The organism is Amycolatopsis sp. NBC_00355, assembly GCF_036104975.1.
GTDB lineage: Bacteria > Actinomycetota > Actinomycetes > Mycobacteriales > Pseudonocardiaceae > Amycolatopsis.
The window spans coordinates 4,174,050-4,195,444 of the sequence record NZ_CP107982.1; the positions used below are offsets into that span (position 1 = coordinate 4,174,050).

Below are 21,395 nucleotides of genomic sequence, written 5' to 3' on the forward strand. Positions count from 1 at the left end.
CGGGTCACCCAGGGGGAAGGCACTCGGGATGGCACAGCCTCACCAGCCGCAGGATCCGGACGACCGGCGCCTCGAGACGCACCCGGACCTGATGAACCCCGACTGGCAGCGCTACGCCGAGCGGGACGCCTGGCTGGGCGCCAAGAAGGACCTGAGGAAACGCCGCAAGCGCGACCGCCGGACCGGCGGCACCCAGCGGCCCGGCAGCAGCCGGTGGCCCGGGCTGCTCGCCCTGCTGCTGGTCGTCGCGCTGGTCGCGGCGGCCGTCGTCGTGCACCAGGTCCAGGGCGTCGGCGTCAACGAGGACCCGTTCCTGTTCTTCGGCGCCTCACTGCACACTTCCGCGTAACGAACCCGCGCTTCCGTCGATGATCAGTCATCGACTGTGGGGGAAGCACGTGGACGAGGACAACCTGCTCGAAACGCACCCGGATCTGATGGACCCGGAGTGGCGCAAGCACGCCCAGACGGACGCCTGGCTGGGGGCGAAGAGCGACCGGAAGAAGTTCCGCAAGCAGCAGAAGCGCGCCCGGCGGAACGCGCCGTCGCCCGGCCGGGGCCGGCGGTGGGGCCTGATCGCGTTCGTGCTGATCCTGGCGGTGACGACGGCGGTGATCGTCGCTCTCGGCCGTCGCACGCCCGCGAGCGAAGCGGACACGCCGGAAACGCCCGTGCCGACGACGGTCAACCCGACCTCGGTCGCCCAGTACGCGCCGGTGGACCTGAAGCACGCGTATGCGCGGACCCCGGCGGACGTCTGGAAGAAGGGCATCGACGGGATCACCGCCCCCGCGCCGGCCGCGGTGGGGTCGTTCACCGCCCCGCAGGTCGGTGACGCCTACGCGAAGGTCAAGCAGGCGATCACCGCCGCGCGGCTCGACCCCGCCGTGCTCGACCGGCACGACACCAAGGGCGTCCTGACGCTCTTCGCGAAGGACTCCCAGGGCGCCATCGCGAAGGAACTGGGGACCAAGCCCGACTTCTCGGCCTACGTCACCGAGCTGGCCGACGGCTATCACCTGCTCGACCAGGGCCCGCGCACGTTCGGCTCGATGACCGCGAAGGCCGGCGCGAAACCGGGCGAGCTGGTGGTCGACGTCAAGTACGTCACCGCGTACGCCTTCGACAACGTCCACCCCGACGGGCTGCAGGGCCCGTGGGAGATCGTGAGTTTCGTGCGGTCGGACGAGAGCTACGTCGTCCGCCAGGGCAAGAACTTCGCGGCGGGCAGCCGCGGGCTGTGGCCCGGCGACGGCGGGGGGAGCTTCTACGACTCGATCGGCTGCGAGGCGCTCAAGCAGGGTTATCTCGCGCCCGCTTACGCCAACCCGGACCAGCCCGGGCTGCCCGGCGACGACCAGGACGTGCCGGGCGCCTACGACCCGAGCCTCCCCATGCCCGACGTCCACGGCTGCAAGGACTGACCTCCCGCACTCCCGCCGAGGAGTGCGTCACAGCCAGATGCACAGTCTGGGCTGTGCAGTCTAGACTGTGGGTATGGGTGAAGTACCACCGCACGTCGCCGAGCACGCCGGCTGGATCCGCGGGGTCGTCGGGCAGCTGCACCGGCGGCTGCGCCAGGTCGACAACGCCGGGATCCTGACGCCGTCGCAGTCCGCCGTGCTCAACCGGCTGCACCGCGAAGGCCCCGCCACGCAGGGCGAACTGGCCGCCGCCGAACACGTGCGGCAGCAGTCCATGGCCGCCACCCTCGGCGTCCTCGACGAGCTGGGCTACCTCGCCCGCACCCCCGACCCGGCCGACCGGCGCCGCGTGGTGATCAGCCTGTCCGACGCCGGCACCGACACCGTGCGCGGCGTCTTCCAGCACCGCGAGGAGTGGCTCGCCCAGGCGCTGGTGGACGAGCTGTCCCCCGCCGAGCTCGAGACCGTCGTCCGCGCGTTGCCGCTGCTGCAGCGCGTCGCCCAGCACTGAACCGAAGGAGTCCTCACGACCACCCTCACCGCTCCCGCCAAGTTCGGCGCCCGCCTGGTCACCCCGCTGGTGGCCGGGGCGGTGCTCAACCCGATCAACTCCACCCTCATCGCCGTCGCGCTCGTGCCGATCGGGCAGAGCTTCGGCGCCGGCCCCGGCCGGACGGCCTGGCTGATCTCGGCGCTCTACCTGGCCACCGCGGTCGGGCAGCCGGTGGTCGGGCTGCTGGTGGACCGCTACGGCGCCCGCCGGGTCCTGCTCGGCGGGGCGGTGCTGGTGATCGTCGCCGGGATCGCCGGCATGATCCCGCTCTCGGTCGGCTGGCTGACCGGCGTCCGGGTGGTCCTGGGGCTGGGCACCTGCGCCGGGTTCCCGGCCGCGATGGCCGTCCTGCGCCACCACGCCGAAGCGTCCGGCCAGGGCGTGCCCGCGCGGGTGCTGTCGCTGCTGTCGATGTCCGCGCAGACGGTGATGGTGATCGGCCCGACGCTGGGCGGTCTGCTCATCGGCCTGTTCGGCTGGCCGGCGATCTTCGCCGTCAACATCCCGCTCGCCGGGCTGTCGCTGGTGCTGGCGCTGCTGTGGGTGCCGAAGGACGACCGCGGGGCGCGCACCGCGACCCCGATCGACGTCCTGGGCATCGTGTTGTTCTCCGCGACGCTGCTGGCGTTGCTGTTCTTCCTGATGAACCCCGGCGCCGACCTCTGGCTGCTCGCCGTCGTCGCCGCCTTCGCCATCGCGTTCACGCTGGTCGAGCTGCACCGCGGCACCCCGTTCCTCGACCTGCGGATGCTGGCGGCCAACGGCGCGATCCTGCGCACCTACCTGCGGCAGGCGCTGAGCTTCATGGCGATCTACGCGATCATGTTCGGCTACGTCCAGTGGCTCGAAACCGCGCGGCACCTCAGCGCGGAGGCCGCCGGGCTGATGCTGCTGCCGATGTCGGGCACGGCGGTGTGCGCCGCCGCCTTCTCCGGCCGCGGCACCGGGATCAAGGCCCGGCTGATCACGGTCGCCGTCGCGCTGGCCGGCGGCTCGGTCCTGCTGCTGTTCGTCCACGACGGCACCTGGGTCGGCGCGCTGCTGGCGCTGGCCGCGCTGTTCGGCCTGGCGCAGGGCCTGACCAGCGTCGCGAACCAGACGACGCTGTACCAGGAGGCCCCGGCCGGGCAGATGGGCACGGCGAGCGGCCTGTTCCGCACGGCCCAGTACCTCGGCGCGATCGTCGCCTCGACGCTCATCGCGCTTTGTTACGGCCCGCACGCGGATTCGGCCGGGCTGCACCGGCTGGCGATCGCACTTATCGTCATCAGCGCCGCCCTGCTCGTGGTCACCGTCGTCGACCGCGGACTGCGCGCTACCACCGCCGCCGCCGACGTTAAATCCGCGTGAGGCGACGCATCTTTCCTAGCGAAAGTGACGTCTCACGGGGGGTGACGGCGCATCTTTCCTAGGGAAAGTGACGTGTCGGTAGTGTGACGGACCCCCTGGTCGCGTCATCGGTCATCGGGGCGCACCATGAACACATGACCCGTGAAGCGCCGTCGCAGGACGTGGACGAAGCCCAGCTCGAGGTGGGCAAGCCGAAGGGCTGGGCGGCCGGGATACCCGGCGTGGCCGTGTCGCTCCTGCGCAGCGTCGAGCAGATGGGCACCGGCCGGACGGTCAAGGCGCTGCGGCTGCTGAACCAGCGCCACGGCTTCGACTGCCCGGGCTGCGCGTGGCCCGAACCCCGCGAGGTCGACGGCGAACACCGCAAGCTCGCCGAGTTCTGCGAGAACGGCGCGAAGGCCGTCGCCGAGGAGGCGACGAAACGGCGGGTCGGGCGGGAGTTCTTCGCCGCGCACCCGATCGCCGAGCTGCGCGGGAAGACCGACTACTGGCTGGGCCAGCAGGGCCGGATCACCGAACCGTTCGTGCTGCGCGAAGGCGCGTCGCACTACGAGCCGATCTCCTGGGACGACGCCTTCGCGCTGGTCGCCGGCGAGCTCAAGGCGCTGACCGACCCGAACGAGGCGTTCTTCTACACCTCGGGCCGGACCAGCAACGAAGCCGCGTTCCTCTACCAGCTGATGGTGCGCTCCTTCGGCACCAACAACCTGCCGGACTGCTCGAACATGTGCCACGAGTCCTCTGGCGCGGCACTGCAGGCCACCACCGGCATCGGCAAGGGCTCGGTGAGCCTGGCCGACATCCACAAGGCCGACCTGATCGTCGTCGTCGGGCAGAACCCGGGCACCAACCACCCGCGGATGCTCTCGGCGCTGGAGGAGGCCAAGGGCAACGGCGCGCAGATCATCGCGGTCAACCCGCTGCCCGAGGCCGGGCTGATGCGGTTCAAGAACCCGCAGAACGTCCGCGGCGTCGTCGGCAAGGGCACGCCGCTGGCCGACGAGTTCGCCCAGATCCGCCTCGGTGGCGACCTGGCGCTGTTCCAGGCCGTCGGGCACCTGCTGCTGACCTGGGACGAAGAAGCGCCGGGCGCGATCGTCGACCGCGAGTTCGTCGGGCGCTCGACCGAGTACTTCGACGACTACGCCCGGCACCTGCGCGAGATCGACTGGGCCGAGGTCGAGCGGGCGACGGGCCTGGAGCGGGAGCAGATCGAGCGCGTCGCGCGGATGATCGCGTCGTCGGAACGCACGATCTACTGCTGGGCGATGGGCCTGACACAGCACAAGCACGCCGTCCCGACGATCTCGGAGATCGCGAACCTGGCGCTGATGCGCGGGATGATCGGCAAGCCCGGCGCGGGCCTGTGCCCGGTGCGCGGGCACTCGAACGTCCAGGGCGACCGGACGATGGGCATCTGGGAGAAGATGCCGCAGTCCTTCATGGACGCCTTGGCCGGCGAGTTCGGCATCGAAGTCCCGCGCGAGCACGGCCTCGACACCGTCGACTCGATCCGCGCGATGCGCGACGGCCGCGGAAAGGTCTTCTTCGCCGTCGGCGGCAACTTCGCCTCGGCGACGCCGGACACGGAGACGACCGAGAAGGCGCTCCGGTCGTGCTCGCTGACCGTGCACGTCTCGACGAAGCTGAACCGCTCGCACGTCGTCCACGGCCGCACCGCGCTGGTCCTGCCGACCCTCGGCCGCACCGAACGCGACGTCCAGGCCGCGGGTGCGCAGTTCGTCACGGTCGAGGACTCGATGTCGCAGGTGCACGCCTCCCACGGGCGGCTGAAGCCGGCGAGCGAGCACCTGCTGTCCGAGGTCGCGATCGTCTGCCGGCTCGCCGAGAAGCTGTTCGGCGAGGGGCACGCCGTGCCGTGGCGGACGTTCGAAGGCGACTACGACCTGATCCGCGACCGGATCGCGCGGGTCGTGACCGGCTGCGACGACTACAACCGCCGCGTCCGCGAGCCCGACGGCTTCGTGCTGCCGAACGCGCCCCGCGACTCCCGCGAGTTCACCGGCACGGCCAACGGCAAGGGCAACTTCACGGTGTCCGAACTGGAGTACCCGAAGGTGCCCGAAGGGCGGCTGCTGCTGCAGACGATGCGCAGCCACGACCAGTACAACACCACGATCTACGGCCTGTCCGACCGCTACCGCGGGATCGAGAACGCCCGCCGCGTCGTGCTCGTCAACCCGGACGACCTGAGCGACCTCGGCCTGGCCGACGGCGCGATGGTCGACCTGGTCTCGGAGTGGCACGACGGCGACCGCCGCGCCCCCGCGTTCCGCGTGGTGTCCTACCCGACGGCGCGCGGGTGCGCGGCGGCGTACTTCCCCGAGGCGAACGCGCTCGTGCCGCTCGGTTCGGTGGCCGACAAGTCGAACACGCCCGTGTCGAAGGCCATCGTGGTGCGGCTCGAGCCACAGCCCTGACCGTCAGCCTTGGTAGTCGCGCCGCAGCGTGCCGGTCATGTCGGTGACCATGGCCTGGACGTTGTCGAGCGTGGCCGGCGGGATCAGCGCGGCCTCGGTCCCGCCGTCGGCGATGCTCATGCCGAGCACGACGTTGCCGGTGCGCACCGCCGCCCACGACTCGGAGAACCCGGCCTCGTCGCCGACGCCGGTGGCGAGCCGGACGCCCGAGTGGTCGCCGAGGGCGTCGGTCATCAGCTGAGTGGCCTTGGCGGCCGCCTGGTCGTCGTCCGGCCCGGTGAACCGCACGACGGCGATCGTCACGAGCCGGTAGTCCTGCAGGTTCGGCTTCCCGTGACCGAGGTCGCGGGCGAACAGCCGCTTGCAGCTGGTGAGTTCGTTGTCGGTGCTGGAGCGGTCCTCGGGCACGACCTTGGCGTCGGCGGTCTTGATCGAGCCGGCCGGGATCTCGACGGTCCCGGGCGCGAGCTGGCCGGGGGCGTTGGGCCCGGGCAGCTTGCAGGCGTCCACGGCGTCGGGGTAGTGCACCGAGGAGGACATCGACTGGCACCCGGCGAGCAGAACCGCTGAAGCGATCATCGGAACTGTCCACCTCCATTGGCGGACGGAGCTTCTGCGCATTCGTTTTTCCTGGGACGAAAATGGTGGAAATCGGTTTTCCTGATGATCGCCGATCCGGTGATCAGGTGCGGTGGAGCGGCGCCGAAACCGTTTCGGCACCCGGGGTTTCACGGTCCGATGAACACTGCCTCACCAGGGCAGCAAGGTCAAGGACCACCGTGCCCGGTGGTCCACTGTGGTCCGGTCACCGACAGGAGAAAACGACTTCCGCACATTTCCGGAAAATGACCCGCGCGGGTCGGCGTTTGGTCAACCACGTGCGGCCCGGTACCGGAAGACCCGTTGTACGTCGGCGTGCCACGGTTCACCATCGCCGTGCCGGCCCGACCCGGGCTTGCCGGTCTGGGTGTTCACCACGAGCGCAGTCAAGGGAGGCTCAGTGGCGTCGTAACAGGCCTTCGCCAACGCCTCCAGCACGCGCGGCATCTCGTTGCGCAGCTGGATGTCTTTCAGCCCGATCGCGAACCCGAGCTCCTTGTAGGTGACGATCGACCGGCGCAACGCCGCCATGATCAGAGCCGATCGCGCCTGAAGGACCAAGGTGTCCCTGTTCTCTTCGCCCATGGCCCCGGAGTCGCGATCGCGACTGTCCGCGTTTCACCGCGCGGCTCAGTCCACGCAGACGACGCCGCCCGACGTGATCGGTTCGTCCCCACCGGGGGCGCCGCCGGGAGCGCCGCCGCCGGCGGCTACTACTCCCGGGCCCGAATAGACCGTTCCCAGGAGGACCTCGATGTGTCCCGCCGGGACGGACGGCGACTGCTGGGTCGTCAAGCCGCCCAGGAGCTTCGCCACCTCCGCGCCGCGGTCCGCGAGGTCCGGGCCGAAACGGACCAACGACGTCCGGCGCGAGGTCGTGTTGCCCGCCGTGCCCGGCGCGAATCCCTTGTCCCGCAGGAGATCACCGACTCGTGCGGCCAGGCCCGAGCGGCCGCTCGCGTTGGACACGTCGACCACGGGCGCCGGTGCCGCGGGGGCCGCGGTGCCGATCAGGCCCGCCGCGAACGCCTTGACCTGAGCCGGATCCACCTGCACCGCGGTGGCCTTCGGGTTGGCCGGGTCGTACCGGTAGTCCACGTTGACCGTCGGGATCGTCGCGAACCGGATGCCACCGCCCGAGACGCCGCGCATCTGCGCCACGAAGTCGAGCAGGTTCCAGGACCCGTCGAGCACCACCGAGCGCTTCACCGCGTCGATGAGGTCCGACAGCTTGCCCGGGTCGCTCAGCGTGCCCGAGGACAGCACCTGCTTCGCCAGCCCCGCCAGGAAGACCTGCTGCCGCCGGGCGCGGCCCAGGTCGCCGCCCTTGACGTAGTCGCGCTGGCGCACGAAGGCCAGCGCGTCCGCGCCCGCGATCCGCTGGGGGCCCGCCTTGAAGTCGGCCCCCGAGTTCTTGTCCTTCGTGTCCGCCTTCAGGCAGACGTCGACGCCGCCGACCGCCTTGCTGATCTCGTAGAAGCTCAGCAGGTTGACCTCGGCGAAGTGGTCGATCGTGACGCCGGTGAGGTCCTCGACCGCCTGCCGCGTCGCGCGGCGGCCCGCGGTCAGCGCCTCCTGGTCGATCTTCTTCTTGTCCGTCTCCCCCGCCTCCCGGCGGTTGCGCGCCTCCCCGGCCTTGGCGCGGCCGAACGCGGCGTTGATCTTCCCCTTGCCGCCCGGCATCGAGACGTAGCTGTCCCGGGGGATCGAGAACGCCTTGACCTCCTGGGTGCCGTTCGGGATCCGCAGCACGATGAGGGTGTCGGTGAGGTCGTCGCCGTTCGGGCCCACGCGCAGCTCGCGCAGCAGGTCCGCCGGCATCGGGTTGCCCTGCTGGTCGTCCCGCGAGTCGCGGCCGACCAGCAGGATGTCGAGCGAGCCGTCGGCCGGCTGTTCGCCCGGTTTCGCCGCGGCGCCGATCACGTCGTCGCGGGTGACCTCGTCGAGCGAGCGGAGGTTCGCGTAGCCGTAGGCCGTGCCGCAGAACACGACCAGGGCGACCCCGGCGACGACGACCTTCCCCAGTGCATGCACGCCCTCCTGACGCCACCGCCGCCCGATATGCTGCACGGGTGAGTCACGTCACATCCGCAGGTGGGACGCTCCGTTGAGGTCGAGGATCGCGCCGGACGCCCAGGTCGCCTCGGCGGAAGCCAGGTACAGCACGGCCGCCGCGACCTCCTCGGGCGTCCCGACCCGGCCGAACGGGCTCTGCGCGCGCAACGCGTCGTCGATGCGGTCCAGCTGGCGCTCGGTGGCGGTGAAGCCGGGCGCCACGGACGTCACCGCGATCCCGTGCGGCGCCAGCGAAACCGCGAGGGACTGGCCGAACGCGTGCAGCGCGGCCTTGCTCGCACCGTAGGCCGGGTTGTCGGGTTCGCCGCGGAACGCGCCGCGCGAGCCGACGTTGACGATCCGGCCGGGCACCCCGCGGGTGATCAGGTGCCGGGCGACGCAGTAGCTGAGGTTGGCCGCGCCCAGCAGGTTGACGTCGACCGTGTGCCGCCAGATCCGCTGCCAGTCCGCGTAGGACACCCCGGTGACCGGGTGGGCGGTCTCCGGCGTGGGCGCGACGCCCGCGTTGTTCACCAGGATGTCGACGCCGCCGAGGCCCGCCTCGGCCGTGTCGGCGATCCGCTGGGCGGCCGCCGGGTCGGCGAGGTCGCCGGTGACGAGCACGTGCCCGTCGCCGGGCAGGGCCGCGAGCGTCGCCTCGGCGTCCGCCCGCCGGCTGCCGTAGTGGACGGCGACGCGGTGGCCGTTCGCCGCGAAAGCGCTTGCCACGGCGCGCCCGATCCCGCGAGAGGCACCGGTGACGAGAACCCCGCTCCCGGAGCCGCTCACAGCGCGAACAACTGCGACTCGTCGCGGAACGCCTTGAACTCCAGCGCGTTCCCGGCCGGGTCGTGCAGGAACATCGTCCACTGCTCCCCCGGTTCACCGGCGAACCGCTGGTAGGGCTCGATGACGAACTCGGTGCCCGCGTCGCGCAGCCGCCCGGCCAGGACGTGGAAGTCCTCGACGGTCAGCACCAGCCCGAAGTGCGGCACCGGGACGTCGTGGCCGTCGACGGGGTTGCGCCCGGCCTCGGCCCGCGCGCCGGCGACTACGTGGGTGACGACCTGGTGGCCGTGGAAGTCCCAGTCGACCCACTTGTCGGCGGATCGGCCTTCGCTCAGGCCGAGCACTTCGCCGTAGAAGGCGCGGGCGCGGCCCAGGTCGTCGACGGGGATGGCGAGGTGGAAGGCGGGACGGGTCACAGGGGTCCTCCAACAGGGTCGGCTGGTTCCAGCCTGAAGGCCTGATGTCTTAATGTCAACATTGAGACATCAAAAGAGTGCCCGGGACCACGCGAAGCGGTCCCGGGCACGCCGGTCAGCCGAAGAGCTGCACCAGTTTCAGGAACAGCTGGTAGACGCCGTAGGCGAAGGGCAGCACGACCCACGCCCAGGCCAGCACGATCAGCGGGACGCGGTTGGGCCCGGCTTTCTGCTCGCTCATCACGCCTCGCTCTTCGCGGTCTCGCCCGCCGCGGCGGGCTCGTGGTACTTCGCCTTGACCGGCCGCACCAGCTCGTTGGCCACGAAGCCGACCACGAGCAGGCCGATCATGATGTAGAACGACGTCGCGTAGAGGTCCGGGCCGGACTTGCCGGCCGACTTCTCGCTGTCGGCGATGGCGTTGACGATCAGCGGGCCGAGCACGCCGGCCACCGACCACGCCGTGAGCAGCCGGCCGTGGATCGCACCGACCTGGTAGGTGCCGAAGAGGTCCTTCAGGTACGCCGGGATCGTCGCGAACCCGCCGCCGTAGAACGACAGGATCACCATGGCGCACAGGATGAACACGAGCTTCGACGAATTCGACGTCAGCGCGATCACCAGGTACAGCACGGCGCCGACGCCGAGGTAGGTGCGGTAGATGTTCTTGCGCCCGATCGCGTCCGATGTGGACGACCAGACGAACCGGCCGAGCATGTTGCACAGCGACAGCAGCGCGACGAACCCGGCCGCCGCGGCCGCGCCGACCGGCGTCGAGGTGCCCTTGAAGAAGTCCACGATCATCGGGGACGCCTTCTCCAGGATCCCGATGCCCGCGGTCACGTTGAAGCACAGGACCACCCACAGCAGCCAGAACTGCGGCGTCTTGATGGCGTTGGCCGCCGAGACGTTCGCGGTGGAGATCATCGCCGTGCCGTGGTCGGTCTTCGGCTCCCAGCCCGCCGGCTTCCAGCCGTCGGCCGGGACCCGCACGATCAGCCAGCCCAGCGACATGAACACCGCGTAGACGACGCCGTGCACGAGGAACGCGGTCGCGATGCTGCCCGTGGTCGGTGTGGTGCCGATCATCGACGACGACCACGGCGACGCGATCAGCGCGCCGCCGCCGAAGCCCATGATCGCGATGCCGGTGGCCATACCCGGCCGGTCCGGGAACCACTTGATCAGTGTCGAAACCGGGGAAATGTAGCCGATTCCGAGGCCGACGCCGCCGATCGCGCCGTATCCCACGACGACGAGCCAGAACTGCCCGGTCGAGACACCGAGCGCCGAGACCAGGAATCCGGTGACGAAGCAGCACATCGAGACGAACATGGCCCAGCGCGGGCCGTTGCGCTCGACGAGCGTGCCGCCGAACGCGGCGGACAGCCCGAGCATGACGATGCCGAGCTGGAACGGCAGCGAACTCTGCGTGCCGGTGAGGTGCATGGTCTTTTCGAGCGGGGTCTTGAAGACGCTCCACGCGTAGGCCTGCCCGATCGACAGGTGCACCGAGAGGGCCGCCGGGGGCACCAGCCAGCGCGTCCAGCCTGGGGGTGCGACGATCCGGGAACGGTCCAGGAAGCCGAGAGCCATCGGATCCCTCCGTAGAGTGGGGATGATGGAGGGAATGTATTACTAAATACCCGGCGTTGCACCATGCGAGTGTCAAACTTTCCGGCGGAGAAGGGTGTGGGCGATGGGCAGGGTGACCGTGCGCAGGCCGGTGCGGCGGATCTCCGCGACCGGGGACCGGCGCCGCCCTGACGCGCTGGCCGCCGAAGAACCCCTGGAACTGCGCGTCGGCGGCAAGGCGCTGGCCGTCACCATGCGCACGCCGGGGAACGACGTCGAGCTGGCCCACGGCTTCCTGCTGTCCGAAGGCGTCATCGGCGGCCGCGAGGACATCGCGGTCGCCCGCTACTGCGACGGCGTCGACGACCAGGGCCGCAACACCTACAACGTGCTCGACATCGCGCTCGCGGACGGCGTGCCGCCGCCGGACGTCGGTGTCGAGCGCAACTTCTACACGACGTCCTCGTGCGGGGTCTGCGGCAAGGCCGCGCTCGAAGCGGTCAAGCTCAAGACCCGCTTCTCTCCCGCCGACGCGCCCTTCGCGGTGAAGAGCGAGACGCTCGCCACGCTGCCGGACGCGTTGCGCGCGCAGCAGAAGGTGTTCGCCAGCACCGGCGGCCTGCACGCGGCGGCACTGTTCACCCCGGACGGCGGGCTCGACGTCGTGCGCGAGGATGTCGGCCGGCACAACGCGGTCGACAAGGTGCTCGGCTGGGCCGTCATGGAAAACCGGATCCCGGCGCCCGGACACGGTCTGCTGGTGTCCGGGCGCGCGTCGTTCGAGCTGGTGCAGAAGGCCGCGATGGCCGGGATCGGCTTGCTGGCCGCGGTGTCCGCGCCGTCGTCGCTGGCCGTCGAACTGGCCGAGGAGAACGGCATGACGCTCATCGGTTTCCTGCGCGGCGAGTCGATGAACCTCTACACCGGCGACCACCGGGTGCTCACCTAGGAACAGCCACCCGGGTCGCAGAACGAGACCTCGGGATTCGCCGCCGTCGGCCCGTCCAGCACCGGTTGCGGCCGGTGCCGCAGGTGCAGGTCGAGGAACGCTCTGGTGTACTCCCGCGTGAGTGCCAGGCCCCGCGTGCCGGGCAACGTGGCCCCGTTGGGGATGCCGACCTCGTCGGTCAGCAGGACGATGTCGGAGAACGACTGGTGCACCGCGCCGTCGACCAGGATCCAGCGCTTCCAGCCGGTCAGCCGCGGCCAAGCGGCTTCCCAGGTCGAAGCGGCCGGGCCGGACCCGGGGGTGTACTGCTCGACGCGACCCAGCAGCAGGAACGGCCGGGACACGTCGCGCGGCACCGGGTTCGGGGAGCCGTCGATGTCGATCCCGGCCTTGATCCGGGAATCGGTGAGCAACGCTGTGATGGCCGCCGTGCCGCCCGCCGAGTGCCCGGCCATGGCGATCCGCGACCGGTCGATCAGGCTCGCGCCCGACCACTTCGGCCGGGGCCCGGTCAGCTCGTCGAGCACGAAGGAGACGTCCCGCGCCCGGACGTCGTCGACCTTCCGCCAGTAGGCCTCGTCGCGCTCCGGGACGTCGCAGGCGGCGCAGGTGGTGACGCGGCCGCCGGGGAAGCTCGTGCCGACGCTCTCGTAGGTGTGGTCGACCGCGGCCACCACGTACCCGTGGCTGGCCAGGTCCTCGGCCAGGCCGGTCAGCGTGCCGCGCCCGTGCTTGAACCCGGGCGAGAGCACGACGAGCGGCAGGCTGTGCGCGCGTCCGGCCGGCCGGACGTCGGTGGAGGCGTTGGTGCGGACCGTGCTCAGGATGTCCGCCGGAACCGTGGTGATCCCGCCGTCGGCGAGCAGGAGCCGGGACTCTTCCGGTGTCATGTACTCGGCGCGGTGCCGGCCCGGCGCGGCCGCCGGGTACCAGACGGACACCATCAGCTCCCGCGCGCTGACGCTCGGGACCCACGGGTCGGGGCGCGAGGTGTCGGTCAGGTCGAGGGTGGTCAGGCCGACCGGGTGGTCCCCGGTCGGCCGCGGCAGGTACGGCGTCTCACTCGCCGACGCCGGTGCGGGCAGGGCCAGAAGTCCCGTCAGCACGGCCAGAACCGCCGTGAATCGCATGTCGTCCCCCTTGCTCGGTGCTGGTGAGGCACCGACGTTAGGAGCGCGCGACGGCGGGCCGCGTCGGCCGCGGGAAGCATTTCGCCCGCGGCGTCATCCTCAAGGCGTAGCCGGCACCCAGTTGCCGTGGAACCCGTGGGGCACGCGGTCCGGCAGGTGGATCGCGGCCACGGTCTCCAGCGTTCCCGCGTCGAGCAGGGTCAGGTCGCTGCGCTGCGTCGCCGGGTCGAAGACGAAGCCGATCAGCACACCGTCGTCCTCGGCCGCGTCTTCGTGGCACGGCACGAACACGAACTCGCCGGGCTGGCGTCCCCCGCCGAACGCGCGCTCCTGCCGCGAACCTGTCTGGAAGTCGTGCTTGAACAGGGAACCGGCCGGGGTCGCGCCGCCGTCGGCGGACATCGCGTAGCCGTAGCGGTGGCGGCGGCCGACGAGCCGCTCGTCGACGCGCGGGAACTCCTGGCCGCGGTCGTCGAGGCGCTCCTCGAGGACCTTCCCGGCGTTGAGGTCGACGGTCCAGCGGTCCAGCGTCGGACCGCCCTCGTCCGGGCCGTGCAGCTCGCGGTCGAACATCCGGGCGTGGCGCACGATGTCGAGGACGATGGAGTCACCGTCGTCGTAGGCGTTGAGCGGGTGGAAGACGTAACACGGCTCGACGTCGAACCAGCGGACGTCGCCGTTGCCGCCTTCACGCGGCATCACGCCGATCCGCGCCGAGTACTTCGGGTCCCAGCGGTAGGGCAGGCCGCCGTTCGCGCCGATCTTGCGGGCCATCATCGCGGTGACCGGGTCCGGCACGCGCACCTTGCCGACCATCGCCGAGAGCACCAGTTTCGCGGGGGTGCGCAACGCGCTGGGCACGTTGGCGGCGACGGCCATCTCGGCGTTGAACGTCACGGGCAGGTCGTAGAACACGACGTACCGCTCGGTCAGCGAGAAGTCGTGCATCATCGGCGAGCCGGTGACCTCGACGTCGACCGTGCGGCGGGCGCGGCCGGCGGCGTCGATCACCGAGTACTGGACCTTGTTGCCCATGCCGAAGAAGTACGAGACGGCGTGCAGCTCGCCGGTGCGCGGATCGCGCTTCGGGTGGGCGGTGTAGCCGCCGGGGAGCGTGCCGTCGAAGTCGCAGCGGCCGGCGGTGTCGAGCTCGTCGGTCAGCTCGTAGATCGGCGCGCCCGCCTCGACCAGGGCGAGGGTCTTGCCGGCGTGGCCGATGACGTTGGTGTTGGCGCCGAGCGCGTCCAGCCCGCAGTAGCGGCTCGCGTCCTCGCCGGCCAGCATCGCCGACACGGCCGGGTTGCGCACCCAGCGGTTGCGGTACCACTCCGCCTTGCCGTCGCGCAGGCGGACGCCGTGGACCATGCCGTCACCCATGAACCAGTGGTAGGCCGCCGGGTCCACTTCGGACAGCGGGTTCGGGCCGTTGCGCAGGTAGCGGCCGTCGAGGAAGTCCGGGATCGCCCCCGTGACGGCCAGCTCGGTGATCGTGTGCTCCCGGCTGACCGGGGCGAAGTTGCCTTCGAGGAACTTGGTGCCCATGGCTGACCCCTCAGAACGTGCCATAACTCGGTTATAGATACTTTTATAACAGGGTTATGGGATACTGGCAAGCATGAGCCCGAAACCTCGAGCGACCGACGTCAAGGAACGGCTCGTCGACGCCGCCATCCGGCTGCTCGACGACGGCGGCCCCGAGACGCTGCAGGCCCGCAAACTGGCCGCGGAGGTCGGCGTCTCGACGATGGCCGTCTACACGCACTTCGGGGGCATGGCGGCCCTGGTCGACGAGGTGGCGCGCGCGGGGTTCCTGCGGCTGTCCGCGTGGCTGGGCGGGGTCCCGGCGACCGACGACCCGGTGGCGGACATCTTTTCCCTGGCCCGCACCTACCGGCAGGCGGTCGCCGAGCAGCCGCAGCTGTTCGCCGTGACGTTCGGGCAGAGCGCGCCCGGCGGCAAGCGCGCGACGCTGTCCGACCTCACCACCGAGGAAGGCCGCGAAGCCGCTCAGGAGGGTTTGGAGGCCTTCGAGCACATCGTCCGGGCGACCGAACGGGCCATCGAGGCCGGCCGGTTCCGGCCGGCGGACAAGTACCAGGCCGCGGCGCAATTGTGGAGCGCACTGCACGGTTTCGTCACGTTGGAGGCGTCCGGGCACTTCGGGCCCGGCGAACAGGGTATAGACCACATCTTGATACCCCTCGGCGTCACCCTCGCCGTGGGGCTCGGAGACACTGTGGACCAGGCCGGACGCTCGTCCGAGGCCGCGAAAGCGGCTTGGCGCGCGCGGATCGGAAACGCCGGGCAAGGTGGGAACGATCAACCCGGCGGAGGGCTGGACGCGGGGGAACGCGGAGCGGGTGCGCGGCGTCCCAGGAAGTGGCAAGCGGGGGACGGAGACAGGTGAACGAGGAAGACGGGGATCGGGGCGACGCGGAGCGGACCGAGGCTGAGCCTCAGGCCGCGGCCGAGGCGCGATCCGGCGCGGTTTCCGGAGCCGGGGAGGGCTCTGAGGCACCGCACGGCGAGGGCGACAGTGCGGCCGCCGCATCGGCGGGGGTGGCCGGGGCGGGCTCTGCCGCGCCGCTCGACAACGGCGACCGCACGCTTACTGGGCCGGCAGCCGCCGCTGGCGCCGGGGCGGGCTCTGCCGCGCCGCTCGACGACGGCGACCGCACGCCTACTGGGCCGGCAACCACCGCTGGCGCCGGGGCAGGCTCCGAAGCGTCACTCAGCGACAGCCACCGCGACCACGCGGCCGCCGCATCGGCAGGGGTTGCCGGGGCGGGCTCCGAAGCGCCTCTCGACGACGGCGACCGCACGTCTGCTGGGCCGGCACGAGCCACCGGGGCCGAGGAGGGTCCCGAGGCGCCGCCGACCCTGGGCAGCGCCGCGGTCCGCGACGCCCGGCGGTGGCTGAGCCGGCGGTCCGTGCTGATCGCGGGCGCGTCCGGGGTGGCCGTGGCCGGGCTCGCCGTGGGCACCGCCACCGGCAAGCTGCCCTTCAGCCAGGCCCTGCAGCGGGCGCTGGGCGTGGCGTCCTCGAACCCGACGACCCAGCTGGGCAGCACGCGCGTCGAGCGTGTCTACTCCGCGGCCCGCGGCCGGATGGTCGACCTGGTGTTCCTGCTGCCGTCGAAGACCCCGCCGCGCGGGCTGCCGATGTCGCTCATGCTGCACGGCCTGCACGGCAACGCCCGCAGCGCGGTCCCCACCGGCACGCTCAAGCAGCTCTCCAGCGACGTCGCCCGCAAGGCCGTCCCGGCCTACGGCTTCGTGGCCGTCGACGGCGGCGACAACTACTGGCACCAGGTGCACCCCGGCGACGACCCGATGGCGATGCTGCTGGAGGAGGTCCCCCAGTGGCTCCGCGCGCGCGGCTTCGCGGGTGACACCGGCCAGCCGTTCGCCTGCACGGGCGTCTCGATGGGCGGCTTCGGCGCGCTGCTGTACACGCGCCGCCGGGTCGAGCGCCGGCAGCCGCCCGCGGCGGTCGCCACGCTGGCGCCGGCCCTGATCACGAACTGGCCGGAGATGGCGAAGCGCCACATCTTCACGGGCATGGAGGACTGGGTGTCCCTCGACCCGCTGCGCCACATCGATGAGACCGAGGGCGTGCCGAACGCCATCTGGTGCGGCACGGAGGACTCGTTCATCACGGGCGTCCGCCGCTACATCGACGTAGCCCACCCGGCGGTCGCCCACACGGCCCACGGCAAGCACGGGGACACGTTCAACAAGACCGTGGTGCCGAGCCTGATCAGCTTCCTCGGCAAGCACGTCCCGCGCACCGGCGCCTGACCCACCGGCCCGCCGGGGGCGTCAACAGCGGAAGTGGACCCGGGTCGTCGTGCGGCCCGGGACCCAGTACGTGCGCACCAGGTCGGCCAGGCGGTTGACCAGCAACAGCCCGCGGCCGCCCAGCGTCGCGGCCGCCGGCGGGACACGGCCGGCCAGCGGCTCGGTGATCGTGCCGTCGTCGGTGACCTCGCCGACGACCTGCGCGTCCTCCGCCCACAGCCGCAGGACGCCGGTGCCGCCGCCGTAGAGCACGCTGTTCGTGGTCAGCTCGGCGATCGCCAGCGCGAAGTCGTCCCGGCGGGGCCGGCGCAGGCCGTGGCGGGCCGCCCAGATCTCCGTGAAGCCGCGCAGCGTCGCCAGCTGCCCGACGTCGAACTCGCGCTCGACGGCGGCCGCCGGGGATTCGAGGGGCCGCGTCAGGTCGGCGCGGACGCGGTCGGGGTCGTAGTGCGGGCTGGCTGTCCGGCCCGCCGCGTTCCACAGCTCCGGGTGCGTGCGGCCGGCGTCGGCCAGCACCTCCGGGGCCAGCGCCGCGGTGTCGTACGGGCAGAGGACCGAGACCGCGCGGCCGGCGAAGGCGGTGTTGATGAGGGCCTCGTGCAGCACGCAGGCCGAGTACTCGGCGGCGGTCCGACCGGGCCAGACCGGCTCGACCACGATCCGCACCGGGCCCACGTGCTCGCCCGCGAAGGAGAGCAGGACCGTCGGCAGGATCGCGCCGGGGTTGCGGCCCGCCTCGTGCAGGTCGATCAGCCGGACTTCGCCCACGCGAGAGCCCAGGGCCTTTTCGACGAGCAGGAGATTGCGGCCGGGAACGGCGACGGCGACCGGGTGGCCCCGGTCGAGGCCTTCGAGGAGGAACGGAACGACACCGTCCAAGTACTCCCCGTCACCGTGGTAGAGCAATGCCGGATGCCGGAACGGACTGAGGGCATCTACCACGGGTGGGTGCTACCCCGGTTCGGTGAACTTCAAACGGACCGGCCGGAGGAACCCGGTCACTCCACCCAGCGGCCGACGACGGCGATCAGCCAGAACCCCACGATCGTCGCGAGGCCGAACAGGAGGACCCAGCTGAACAGCTGACGTCGTTCCCGGGCGCCGCGGGCCTGCCAGAGGCCGTAGCCCGCGACGAGGAACAGCGGCACCGGGATCAGCGGCAACGGCGAGAGCCGCGCGACGACGGCGACCACGCAGGTGCCGGTGCACACGGCCAGCACGCCCATCAGGACGCGGTTCAGCCACCGGTAGCGCTCGAAAGCGGACGCGATCACGCGTTCGCTCAGTTCGCGGAACCCGAGCAGCGTCCCGGCCGGGACGTCCCCGGCGGGTGCCGGGGACGGCTCCGGTGGGGGCGGTGCCTGCACGCCCCCACCGGTGGCCGTGGCCCCGGTACCCGGGAATGAGTCAGCAGTCATTCAGCTTTCCTGTCGGGTCTCCGGGCCGGGTGCCCGGAGACGCCCGGGTCAGGCCGACTTCTCGCCGCGCTCGCTGCGCGCACGCCGCGTCGGCTGCCGGGCGACGATCGTCGGGTTCACGTTCTCCCGGACGGTCTGCTCGGTGATGACGACCTTCGCCACGTCGTCGCGGCTCGGGATGTCGTACATCACCGGCTGGAGCACTTCTTCCATGATGGCGCGCAGCCCGCGGGCACCGGTCCCGCGCAGGACCGCCTGGTCGGCGATCGCTTCGAGCGCGGTCTTGGTGAACTCGAGCTCGACGTTGTCCATCTCGAAGAGCTTCTTGTACTGCTTCACCAGGGCGTTGCGCGGCTGGGTGAGGATGCTGACCAGCGATTCCTTGTCCAGGTGGTTGACCGTCGCCACGACCGGGAGCCGGCCGATGAACTCCGGGATCAGCCCGAACTTGATCAGGTCCTCGGGCATGGTGTCCGAGAAGACGTCGCTCTCCTCGATCTCGGACTTGGTGCGGATCTCCGCGCCGAAGCCGAGGCCACGCTTGCCGACCCGCTCGTTGATGATCTTCTCCAGCCCGGCGAACGCGCCGGCCACGATGAACAGCACGTTCGTCGTGTCGATCTGGATGAACTCCTGGTGCGGGTGCTTCCGGCCGCCCTGCGGCGGCACCGAGGCGGTGGTGCCCTCGAGGATCTTCAGCAGCGCCTGCTGCACCCCTTCGCCGGAGACGTCCCGCGTGATCGAGGGGTTCTCCGACTTGCGGGCGATCTTGTCGACCTCGTCGATGTAGATGATCCCGGTCTCGGCCCGCTTGACGTCGTAGTCCGCCGCCTGGATGAGCTTGAGCAGGATGTTCTCGACGTCCTCGCCGACGTAGCCGGCTTCGGTGAGCGCCGTGGCGTCCGCGATCGCGAACGGGACGTTCAGCATCTTCGCCAGCGTCTGGGCGAGGTAGGTCTTGCCGCACCCGGTGGGGCCGAGCATCAGGATGTTCGACTTGGCCAGCTCGACGGACTCCTCCTTGGAGTCCTTGGGCCCGGCCTTGTCGTCCGCCTGGATCCGCTTGTAGTGGTTGTAGACCGCTACCGCGAGGGTCCGCTTGGCATCGTTCTGGCCGATGATGTACTGCTCGAGGAACTCGTGGATGTCGGCGGGCTTGGGCAGCTCGTCGAGTTTGACGTCGCCGGCCTCGGCCAGCTCCTCCTCGATGATCTCATTGCAGAGGTCGATGCACTCATCGCAGATATAGACCCCGGGGCCGGCAATGAGCTTCTTCACCTGCTTTTGGCTCTTCCCGCAGAAAGAACACTTCAGCAGGTCTCCGCCGTCACCGATCCGTGCCATGGCCGTTGACCTCGTCCCCTCCGGCGCGGTTGTCCGCGCCTGACGTGTGTTGCGACGGTGCGACCCCGGTCGAGAACGACCGAGCGGAGCCTCACGCATTGCCACTGACGGTACCCGTCCGATGCCGTGGGCGGGAACACCCACGAGCACCGGGAGCACGTCAGAAGGACGACCCTAAACCAGAGTGCCGGTGTGTGTCGTCTTCTCGACACACACCGGCCTGGCGGATCTACAGAGCCGACGCCTTGCGGTAGGGCAGGACCTCGTCGATGATGCCGTACGACTTGGCCTCGTCGGCGGTCAGGATCTTGTCCCGCTCGATGTCCGTGCGGATCTGATCCGGGTCCTTGCCGGTGTGCTTGCCCAGGATGACCTCCATCTGGCGGCGCACCCGCTGGATCTCGTTCGCCTGGATCTCCAGGTCGGAGACCTGGCCGTACGTGCCCTCGGTGGCGGGCTGGTGGATCAGCACCCGCGAGTTCGGCAGCGCGTAGCGCTTGCCCGGGGTGCCGGCCGCCAGCAGCACGGCGGCCGCGGAGGCGGCCTGGCCGAGGCAGTAGGTCTGGATGTCCGGGCGGACGAACTGCATGGTGTCGTAGATCGCCATCAGCGAGGTGAAGGAGCCACCCGGCGAGTTGATGTAGATCAGGATGTCGCGGTCCGGGTCCTCGTGCTCGAGGTGCAGCAGCTGGGCCATCACGTCGTTGGCCGACGCGTCGTCCACCTGCACGCCGAGGAAGATGACGCGCTCTTCGTACAGCTTGTTGTACGGGTTCGACTCCTTGACGCCGTAGCTGGTGCGCTCGACGTACGACGGGAGGATGTACCGCGACTGGGGGACGGAAGGTGCCCGGAAGTCACCCGGGAGCCTGAAGTTGCTCATGGTGAAGTCTCCTTGGTGCTTCGGCTCAGTTCGAGCCCGGACGGGCGATGTCGGCGGTGAGGACGTGGTCCACGAACCCGTAGTCCTTCGCCTCCTGCGCGGTGAACCAGCGGTCGCGGTCGCCGTCCGCGATGATCTGCTCGACCGTCTGGCCGGTCTGGTCCGCCGTGATCCGGGCCAGCTCCTGCTTCCACTTGTTGAACAGGTCGGCCTGGATCGCGATGTCCGACGCCGTGCCGCCGACGCCGGCCGACGGCTGGTGCATCAGGATCCGCGCGTGCGGCAGCGAGTACCGCTTGCCCGGCGTGCCCGAGGAGAGCAGGAACTGCCCCATCGAGGCCGCCATGCCCATCGCGTAGGTGGCGACGTCGGGGCGGATGAGCTGCATGGTGTCGTAGATCGCGAACCCGGCCGTCACCGAGCCACCCGGCGAGTTGATGTAGAAGCGGATGTCGGACTCGGCGTCGTCCGCGTCGAGCAGCAACAGCTGCGCGGTGATCCGGTTGGCGATCTCGTCGTTCACCTCGGAACCGAGGACGACGATGCGCTCCTGGAGCAACCGCTCGAACACCGAGTCGGTGAGGGTGAGCCCTGCGGTTCCGGTCCGCGCCTCGGGCGTGTGCTGCGTCACGTCTGCCTGCCTTTTCGCCGACGGCGGTCTCGTGCT

General features: G+C 70.7%; 22 protein-coding genes. 8 read left to right on the forward strand and 14 right to left on the reverse strand.

Features of this window, described 5'->3' with window-relative positions; translation table 11 throughout:
• Window positions 1-28 precede the first annotated feature (28 nt).
• The 5 genes from OHS18_RS18335 to OHS18_RS18355 all read left to right on the forward strand — a co-directional run bounded on the left by OHS18_RS18335 (window position 29) and on the right by OHS18_RS18355 (window position 5,768).
• The gene (locus tag OHS18_RS18335; RefSeq protein WP_328617859.1) at window positions 29-349 is read left to right on the forward strand and encodes a hypothetical protein; all 321 of its coding nucleotides are present in this window, start codon (window positions 29-31) and stop codon (window positions 347-349) included.
• 19 nt (window positions 350-368) lie between these two features.
• A complete protein-coding gene (locus tag OHS18_RS18340; protein ID WP_328617860.1) occupies window positions 369-1,424 on the forward strand; it encodes a hypothetical protein in 1,056 nt (351 codons plus the stop codon).
• Window positions 1,425-1,497: 73 nt separating this feature from the next.
• Window positions 1,498-1,935, forward strand: coding sequence for a MarR family winged helix-turn-helix transcriptional regulator (locus OHS18_RS18345; protein ID WP_328450988.1), 438 nt, complete (start codon window positions 1,498-1,500; stop codon window positions 1,933-1,935).
• A gap of 69 nt (window positions 1,936-2,004) precedes the next feature.
• Window positions 2,005-3,327, forward strand: a complete 1,323-nt coding sequence (locus OHS18_RS18350) for an MFS transporter (RefSeq protein WP_328617861.1) — start codon at window positions 2,005-2,007, stop codon at window positions 3,325-3,327.
• Between the two features lie 134 nt (window positions 3,328-3,461).
• Window positions 3,462-5,768, forward strand: a complete 2,307-nt coding sequence (locus tag OHS18_RS18355; protein WP_328617862.1) for an FdhF/YdeP family oxidoreductase — start codon at window positions 3,462-3,464, stop codon at window positions 5,766-5,768.
• Between the two features lie 3 nt (window positions 5,769-5,771).
• Here OHS18_RS18355 and OHS18_RS18360 read toward each other — a convergent pair whose 3' ends face one another.
• The 7 genes from OHS18_RS18360 to OHS18_RS18390 form a co-directional block, all read right to left on the reverse strand.
• Window positions 5,772-6,347, reverse strand: coding sequence for a hypothetical protein (locus tag OHS18_RS18360; protein WP_328450982.1), 576 nt, complete (start codon window positions 6,345-6,347; stop codon window positions 5,772-5,774).
• Between the two features lie 291 nt (window positions 6,348-6,638).
• Entirely contained in the window at window positions 6,639-6,953 is a 315-nt protein-coding gene (locus OHS18_RS18365) for a hypothetical protein (protein WP_328617863.1), read from the reverse strand.
• Window positions 6,954-6,998: 45 nt separating this feature from the next.
• A complete protein-coding gene (locus OHS18_RS18370; protein WP_328617864.1) occupies window positions 6,999-8,402 on the reverse strand; it encodes an LCP family protein in 1,404 nt (467 codons plus the stop codon).
• Between the two features lie 48 nt (window positions 8,403-8,450).
• Entirely contained in the window at window positions 8,451-9,212 is a 762-nt protein-coding gene (locus OHS18_RS18375) for an SDR family NAD(P)-dependent oxidoreductase (protein WP_328617865.1), read from the reverse strand.
• Complete coding sequence (locus OHS18_RS18380; protein ID WP_328617866.1) at window positions 9,209-9,628, reverse strand: VOC family protein; 420 nt, start codon at window positions 9,626-9,628, stop codon at window positions 9,209-9,211. The genes OHS18_RS18375 and OHS18_RS18380 overlap by 4 nt, the downstream gene beginning before the upstream one ends.
• A gap of 115 nt (window positions 9,629-9,743) precedes the next feature.
• On the reverse strand, window positions 9,744-9,869 hold the full coding sequence (locus OHS18_RS18385) for an MFS transporter small subunit (RefSeq protein ID WP_328450973.1): 126 nt from the start codon (window positions 9,867-9,869) through the stop codon (window positions 9,744-9,746).
• On the reverse strand, window positions 9,869-11,224 hold the full coding sequence (locus tag OHS18_RS18390) for an L-lactate MFS transporter (protein ID WP_328617867.1): 1,356 nt from the start codon (window positions 11,222-11,224) through the stop codon (window positions 9,869-9,871). The genes OHS18_RS18385 and OHS18_RS18390 overlap by 1 nt, the downstream gene beginning before the upstream one ends.
• A gap of 103 nt (window positions 11,225-11,327) precedes the next feature.
• Here OHS18_RS18390 and fdhD point away from each other — a divergent pair, with 103 nt between their 5' ends.
• Window positions 11,328-12,152, forward strand: a complete 825-nt coding sequence (fdhD, locus tag OHS18_RS18395) for a formate dehydrogenase accessory sulfurtransferase FdhD (RefSeq protein WP_328617868.1) — start codon at window positions 11,328-11,330, stop codon at window positions 12,150-12,152.
• On the opposite strand, the gene OHS18_RS18400 is transcribed toward fdhD, so the two are convergent.
• Window positions 12,149-13,282: an alpha/beta hydrolase family protein gene (locus OHS18_RS18400; protein WP_328617869.1), complete on the reverse strand. Its 1,134-nt coding sequence runs from the start codon at window positions 13,280-13,282 to the stop codon at window positions 12,149-12,151. The genes fdhD and OHS18_RS18400 overlap by 4 nt on opposite strands.
• A gap of 99 nt (window positions 13,283-13,381) precedes the next feature.
• Complete coding sequence (locus OHS18_RS18405; RefSeq protein WP_328617870.1) at window positions 13,382-14,824, reverse strand: carotenoid oxygenase family protein; 1,443 nt, start codon at window positions 14,822-14,824, stop codon at window positions 13,382-13,384.
• Between the two features lie 73 nt (window positions 14,825-14,897).
• Here OHS18_RS18405 and OHS18_RS18410 point away from each other — a divergent pair, with 73 nt between their 5' ends.
• Both OHS18_RS18410 and OHS18_RS18415 read left to right on the forward strand, forming a co-directional pair.
• On the forward strand, window positions 14,898-15,689 hold the full coding sequence (locus tag OHS18_RS18410) for a TetR/AcrR family transcriptional regulator (RefSeq protein ID WP_328617871.1): 792 nt from the start codon (window positions 14,898-14,900) through the stop codon (window positions 15,687-15,689).
• Between the two features lie 473 nt (window positions 15,690-16,162).
• Window positions 16,163-17,083 carry an alpha/beta hydrolase gene (locus OHS18_RS18415; RefSeq protein ID WP_328618540.1) on the forward strand — a complete coding sequence of 307 codons (921 nt, stop codon included), beginning with the start codon at window positions 16,163-16,165 and terminating at the stop codon, window positions 17,081-17,083.
• Between the two features lie 21 nt (window positions 17,084-17,104).
• Here the strand turns inward: OHS18_RS18415 and OHS18_RS18420 are convergent, their stop codons facing one another.
• The 5 genes from OHS18_RS18420 to OHS18_RS18440 form a co-directional block, all read right to left on the reverse strand.
• Window positions 17,105-18,025, reverse strand: coding sequence for an anti-sigma factor RsbA family regulatory protein (locus OHS18_RS18420; RefSeq protein ID WP_328617872.1), 921 nt, complete (start codon window positions 18,023-18,025; stop codon window positions 17,105-17,107).
• Between the two features lie 56 nt (window positions 18,026-18,081).
• Window positions 18,082-18,501, reverse strand: coding sequence for a hypothetical protein (locus OHS18_RS18425; protein ID WP_328450959.1), 420 nt, complete (start codon window positions 18,499-18,501; stop codon window positions 18,082-18,084).
• Window positions 18,502-18,549: 48 nt separating this feature from the next.
• Window positions 18,550-19,845 carry an ATP-dependent Clp protease ATP-binding subunit ClpX gene (clpX, locus tag OHS18_RS18430; RefSeq protein WP_328450957.1) on the reverse strand — a complete coding sequence of 432 codons (1,296 nt, stop codon included), beginning with the start codon at window positions 19,843-19,845 and terminating at the stop codon, window positions 18,550-18,552.
• Between the two features lie 229 nt (window positions 19,846-20,074).
• Entirely contained in the window at window positions 20,075-20,728 is a 654-nt protein-coding gene (locus tag OHS18_RS18435; RefSeq protein WP_328450955.1) for an ATP-dependent Clp protease proteolytic subunit, read from the reverse strand.
• A 25-nt stretch (window positions 20,729-20,753) separates the two neighbouring features.
• On the reverse strand, window positions 20,754-21,359 hold the full coding sequence (locus tag OHS18_RS18440; protein ID WP_328450953.1) for a ClpP family protease: 606 nt from the start codon (window positions 21,357-21,359) through the stop codon (window positions 20,754-20,756).
• Between the last annotated feature and the right edge of the window lie 36 nt (window positions 21,360-21,395).

Coding starts and splice junctions, on each gene's coding strand:
- OHS18_RS18385 (WP_328450973.1), bottom strand. CDS start 9,869: ATGAGCGAGCAGAAAGCCGGGCCCAACCGCGTCCCGCTGATCGTGCTG.
- OHS18_RS18365 (WP_328617863.1), bottom strand. CDS start 6,953: ATGGGCGAAGAGAACAGGGACACCTTGGTCCTTCAGGCGCGATCGGCT.
- OHS18_RS18355 (WP_328617862.1), top strand. CDS start 3,462: ATGACCCGTGAAGCGCCGTCGCAGGACGTGGACGAAGCCCAGCTCGAG.
- OHS18_RS18400 (WP_328617869.1), bottom strand. CDS start 13,282: ATGCGATTCACGGCGGTTCTGGCCGTGCTGACGGGACTTCTGGCCCTG.
- OHS18_RS18335 (WP_328617859.1), top strand. CDS start 29: ATGGCACAGCCTCACCAGCCGCAGGATCCGGACGACCGGCGCCTCGAG.
- OHS18_RS18410 (WP_328617871.1), top strand. CDS start 14,898: ATGAGCCCGAAACCTCGAGCGACCGACGTCAAGGAACGGCTCGTCGAC.
- OHS18_RS18405 (WP_328617870.1), bottom strand. CDS start 14,824: ATGGGCACCAAGTTCCTCGAAGGCAACTTCGCCCCGGTCAGCCGGGAG.
- OHS18_RS18390 (WP_328617867.1), bottom strand. CDS start 11,224: ATGGCTCTCGGCTTCCTGGACCGTTCCCGGATCGTCGCACCCCCAGGC.
- OHS18_RS18360 (WP_328450982.1), bottom strand. CDS start 6,347: ATGATCGCTTCAGCGGTTCTGCTCGCCGGGTGCCAGTCGATGTCCTCC.
- clpX (WP_328450957.1), bottom strand. CDS start 19,845: ATGGCACGGATCGGTGACGGCGGAGACCTGCTGAAGTGTTCTTTCTGC.
- OHS18_RS18345 (WP_328450988.1), top strand. CDS start 1,498: ATGGGTGAAGTACCACCGCACGTCGCCGAGCACGCCGGCTGGATCCGC.
- OHS18_RS18425 (WP_328450959.1), bottom strand. CDS start 18,501: ATGACTGCTGACTCATTCCCGGGTACCGGGGCCACGGCCACCGGTGGG.
- fdhD (WP_328617868.1), top strand. CDS start 11,328: ATGGGCAGGGTGACCGTGCGCAGGCCGGTGCGGCGGATCTCCGCGACC.
- OHS18_RS18340 (WP_328617860.1), top strand. CDS start 369: ATGATCAGTCATCGACTGTGGGGGAAGCACGTGGACGAGGACAACCTG.
- OHS18_RS18435 (WP_328450955.1), bottom strand. CDS start 20,728: ATGAGCAACTTCAGGCTCCCGGGTGACTTCCGGGCACCTTCCGTCCCC.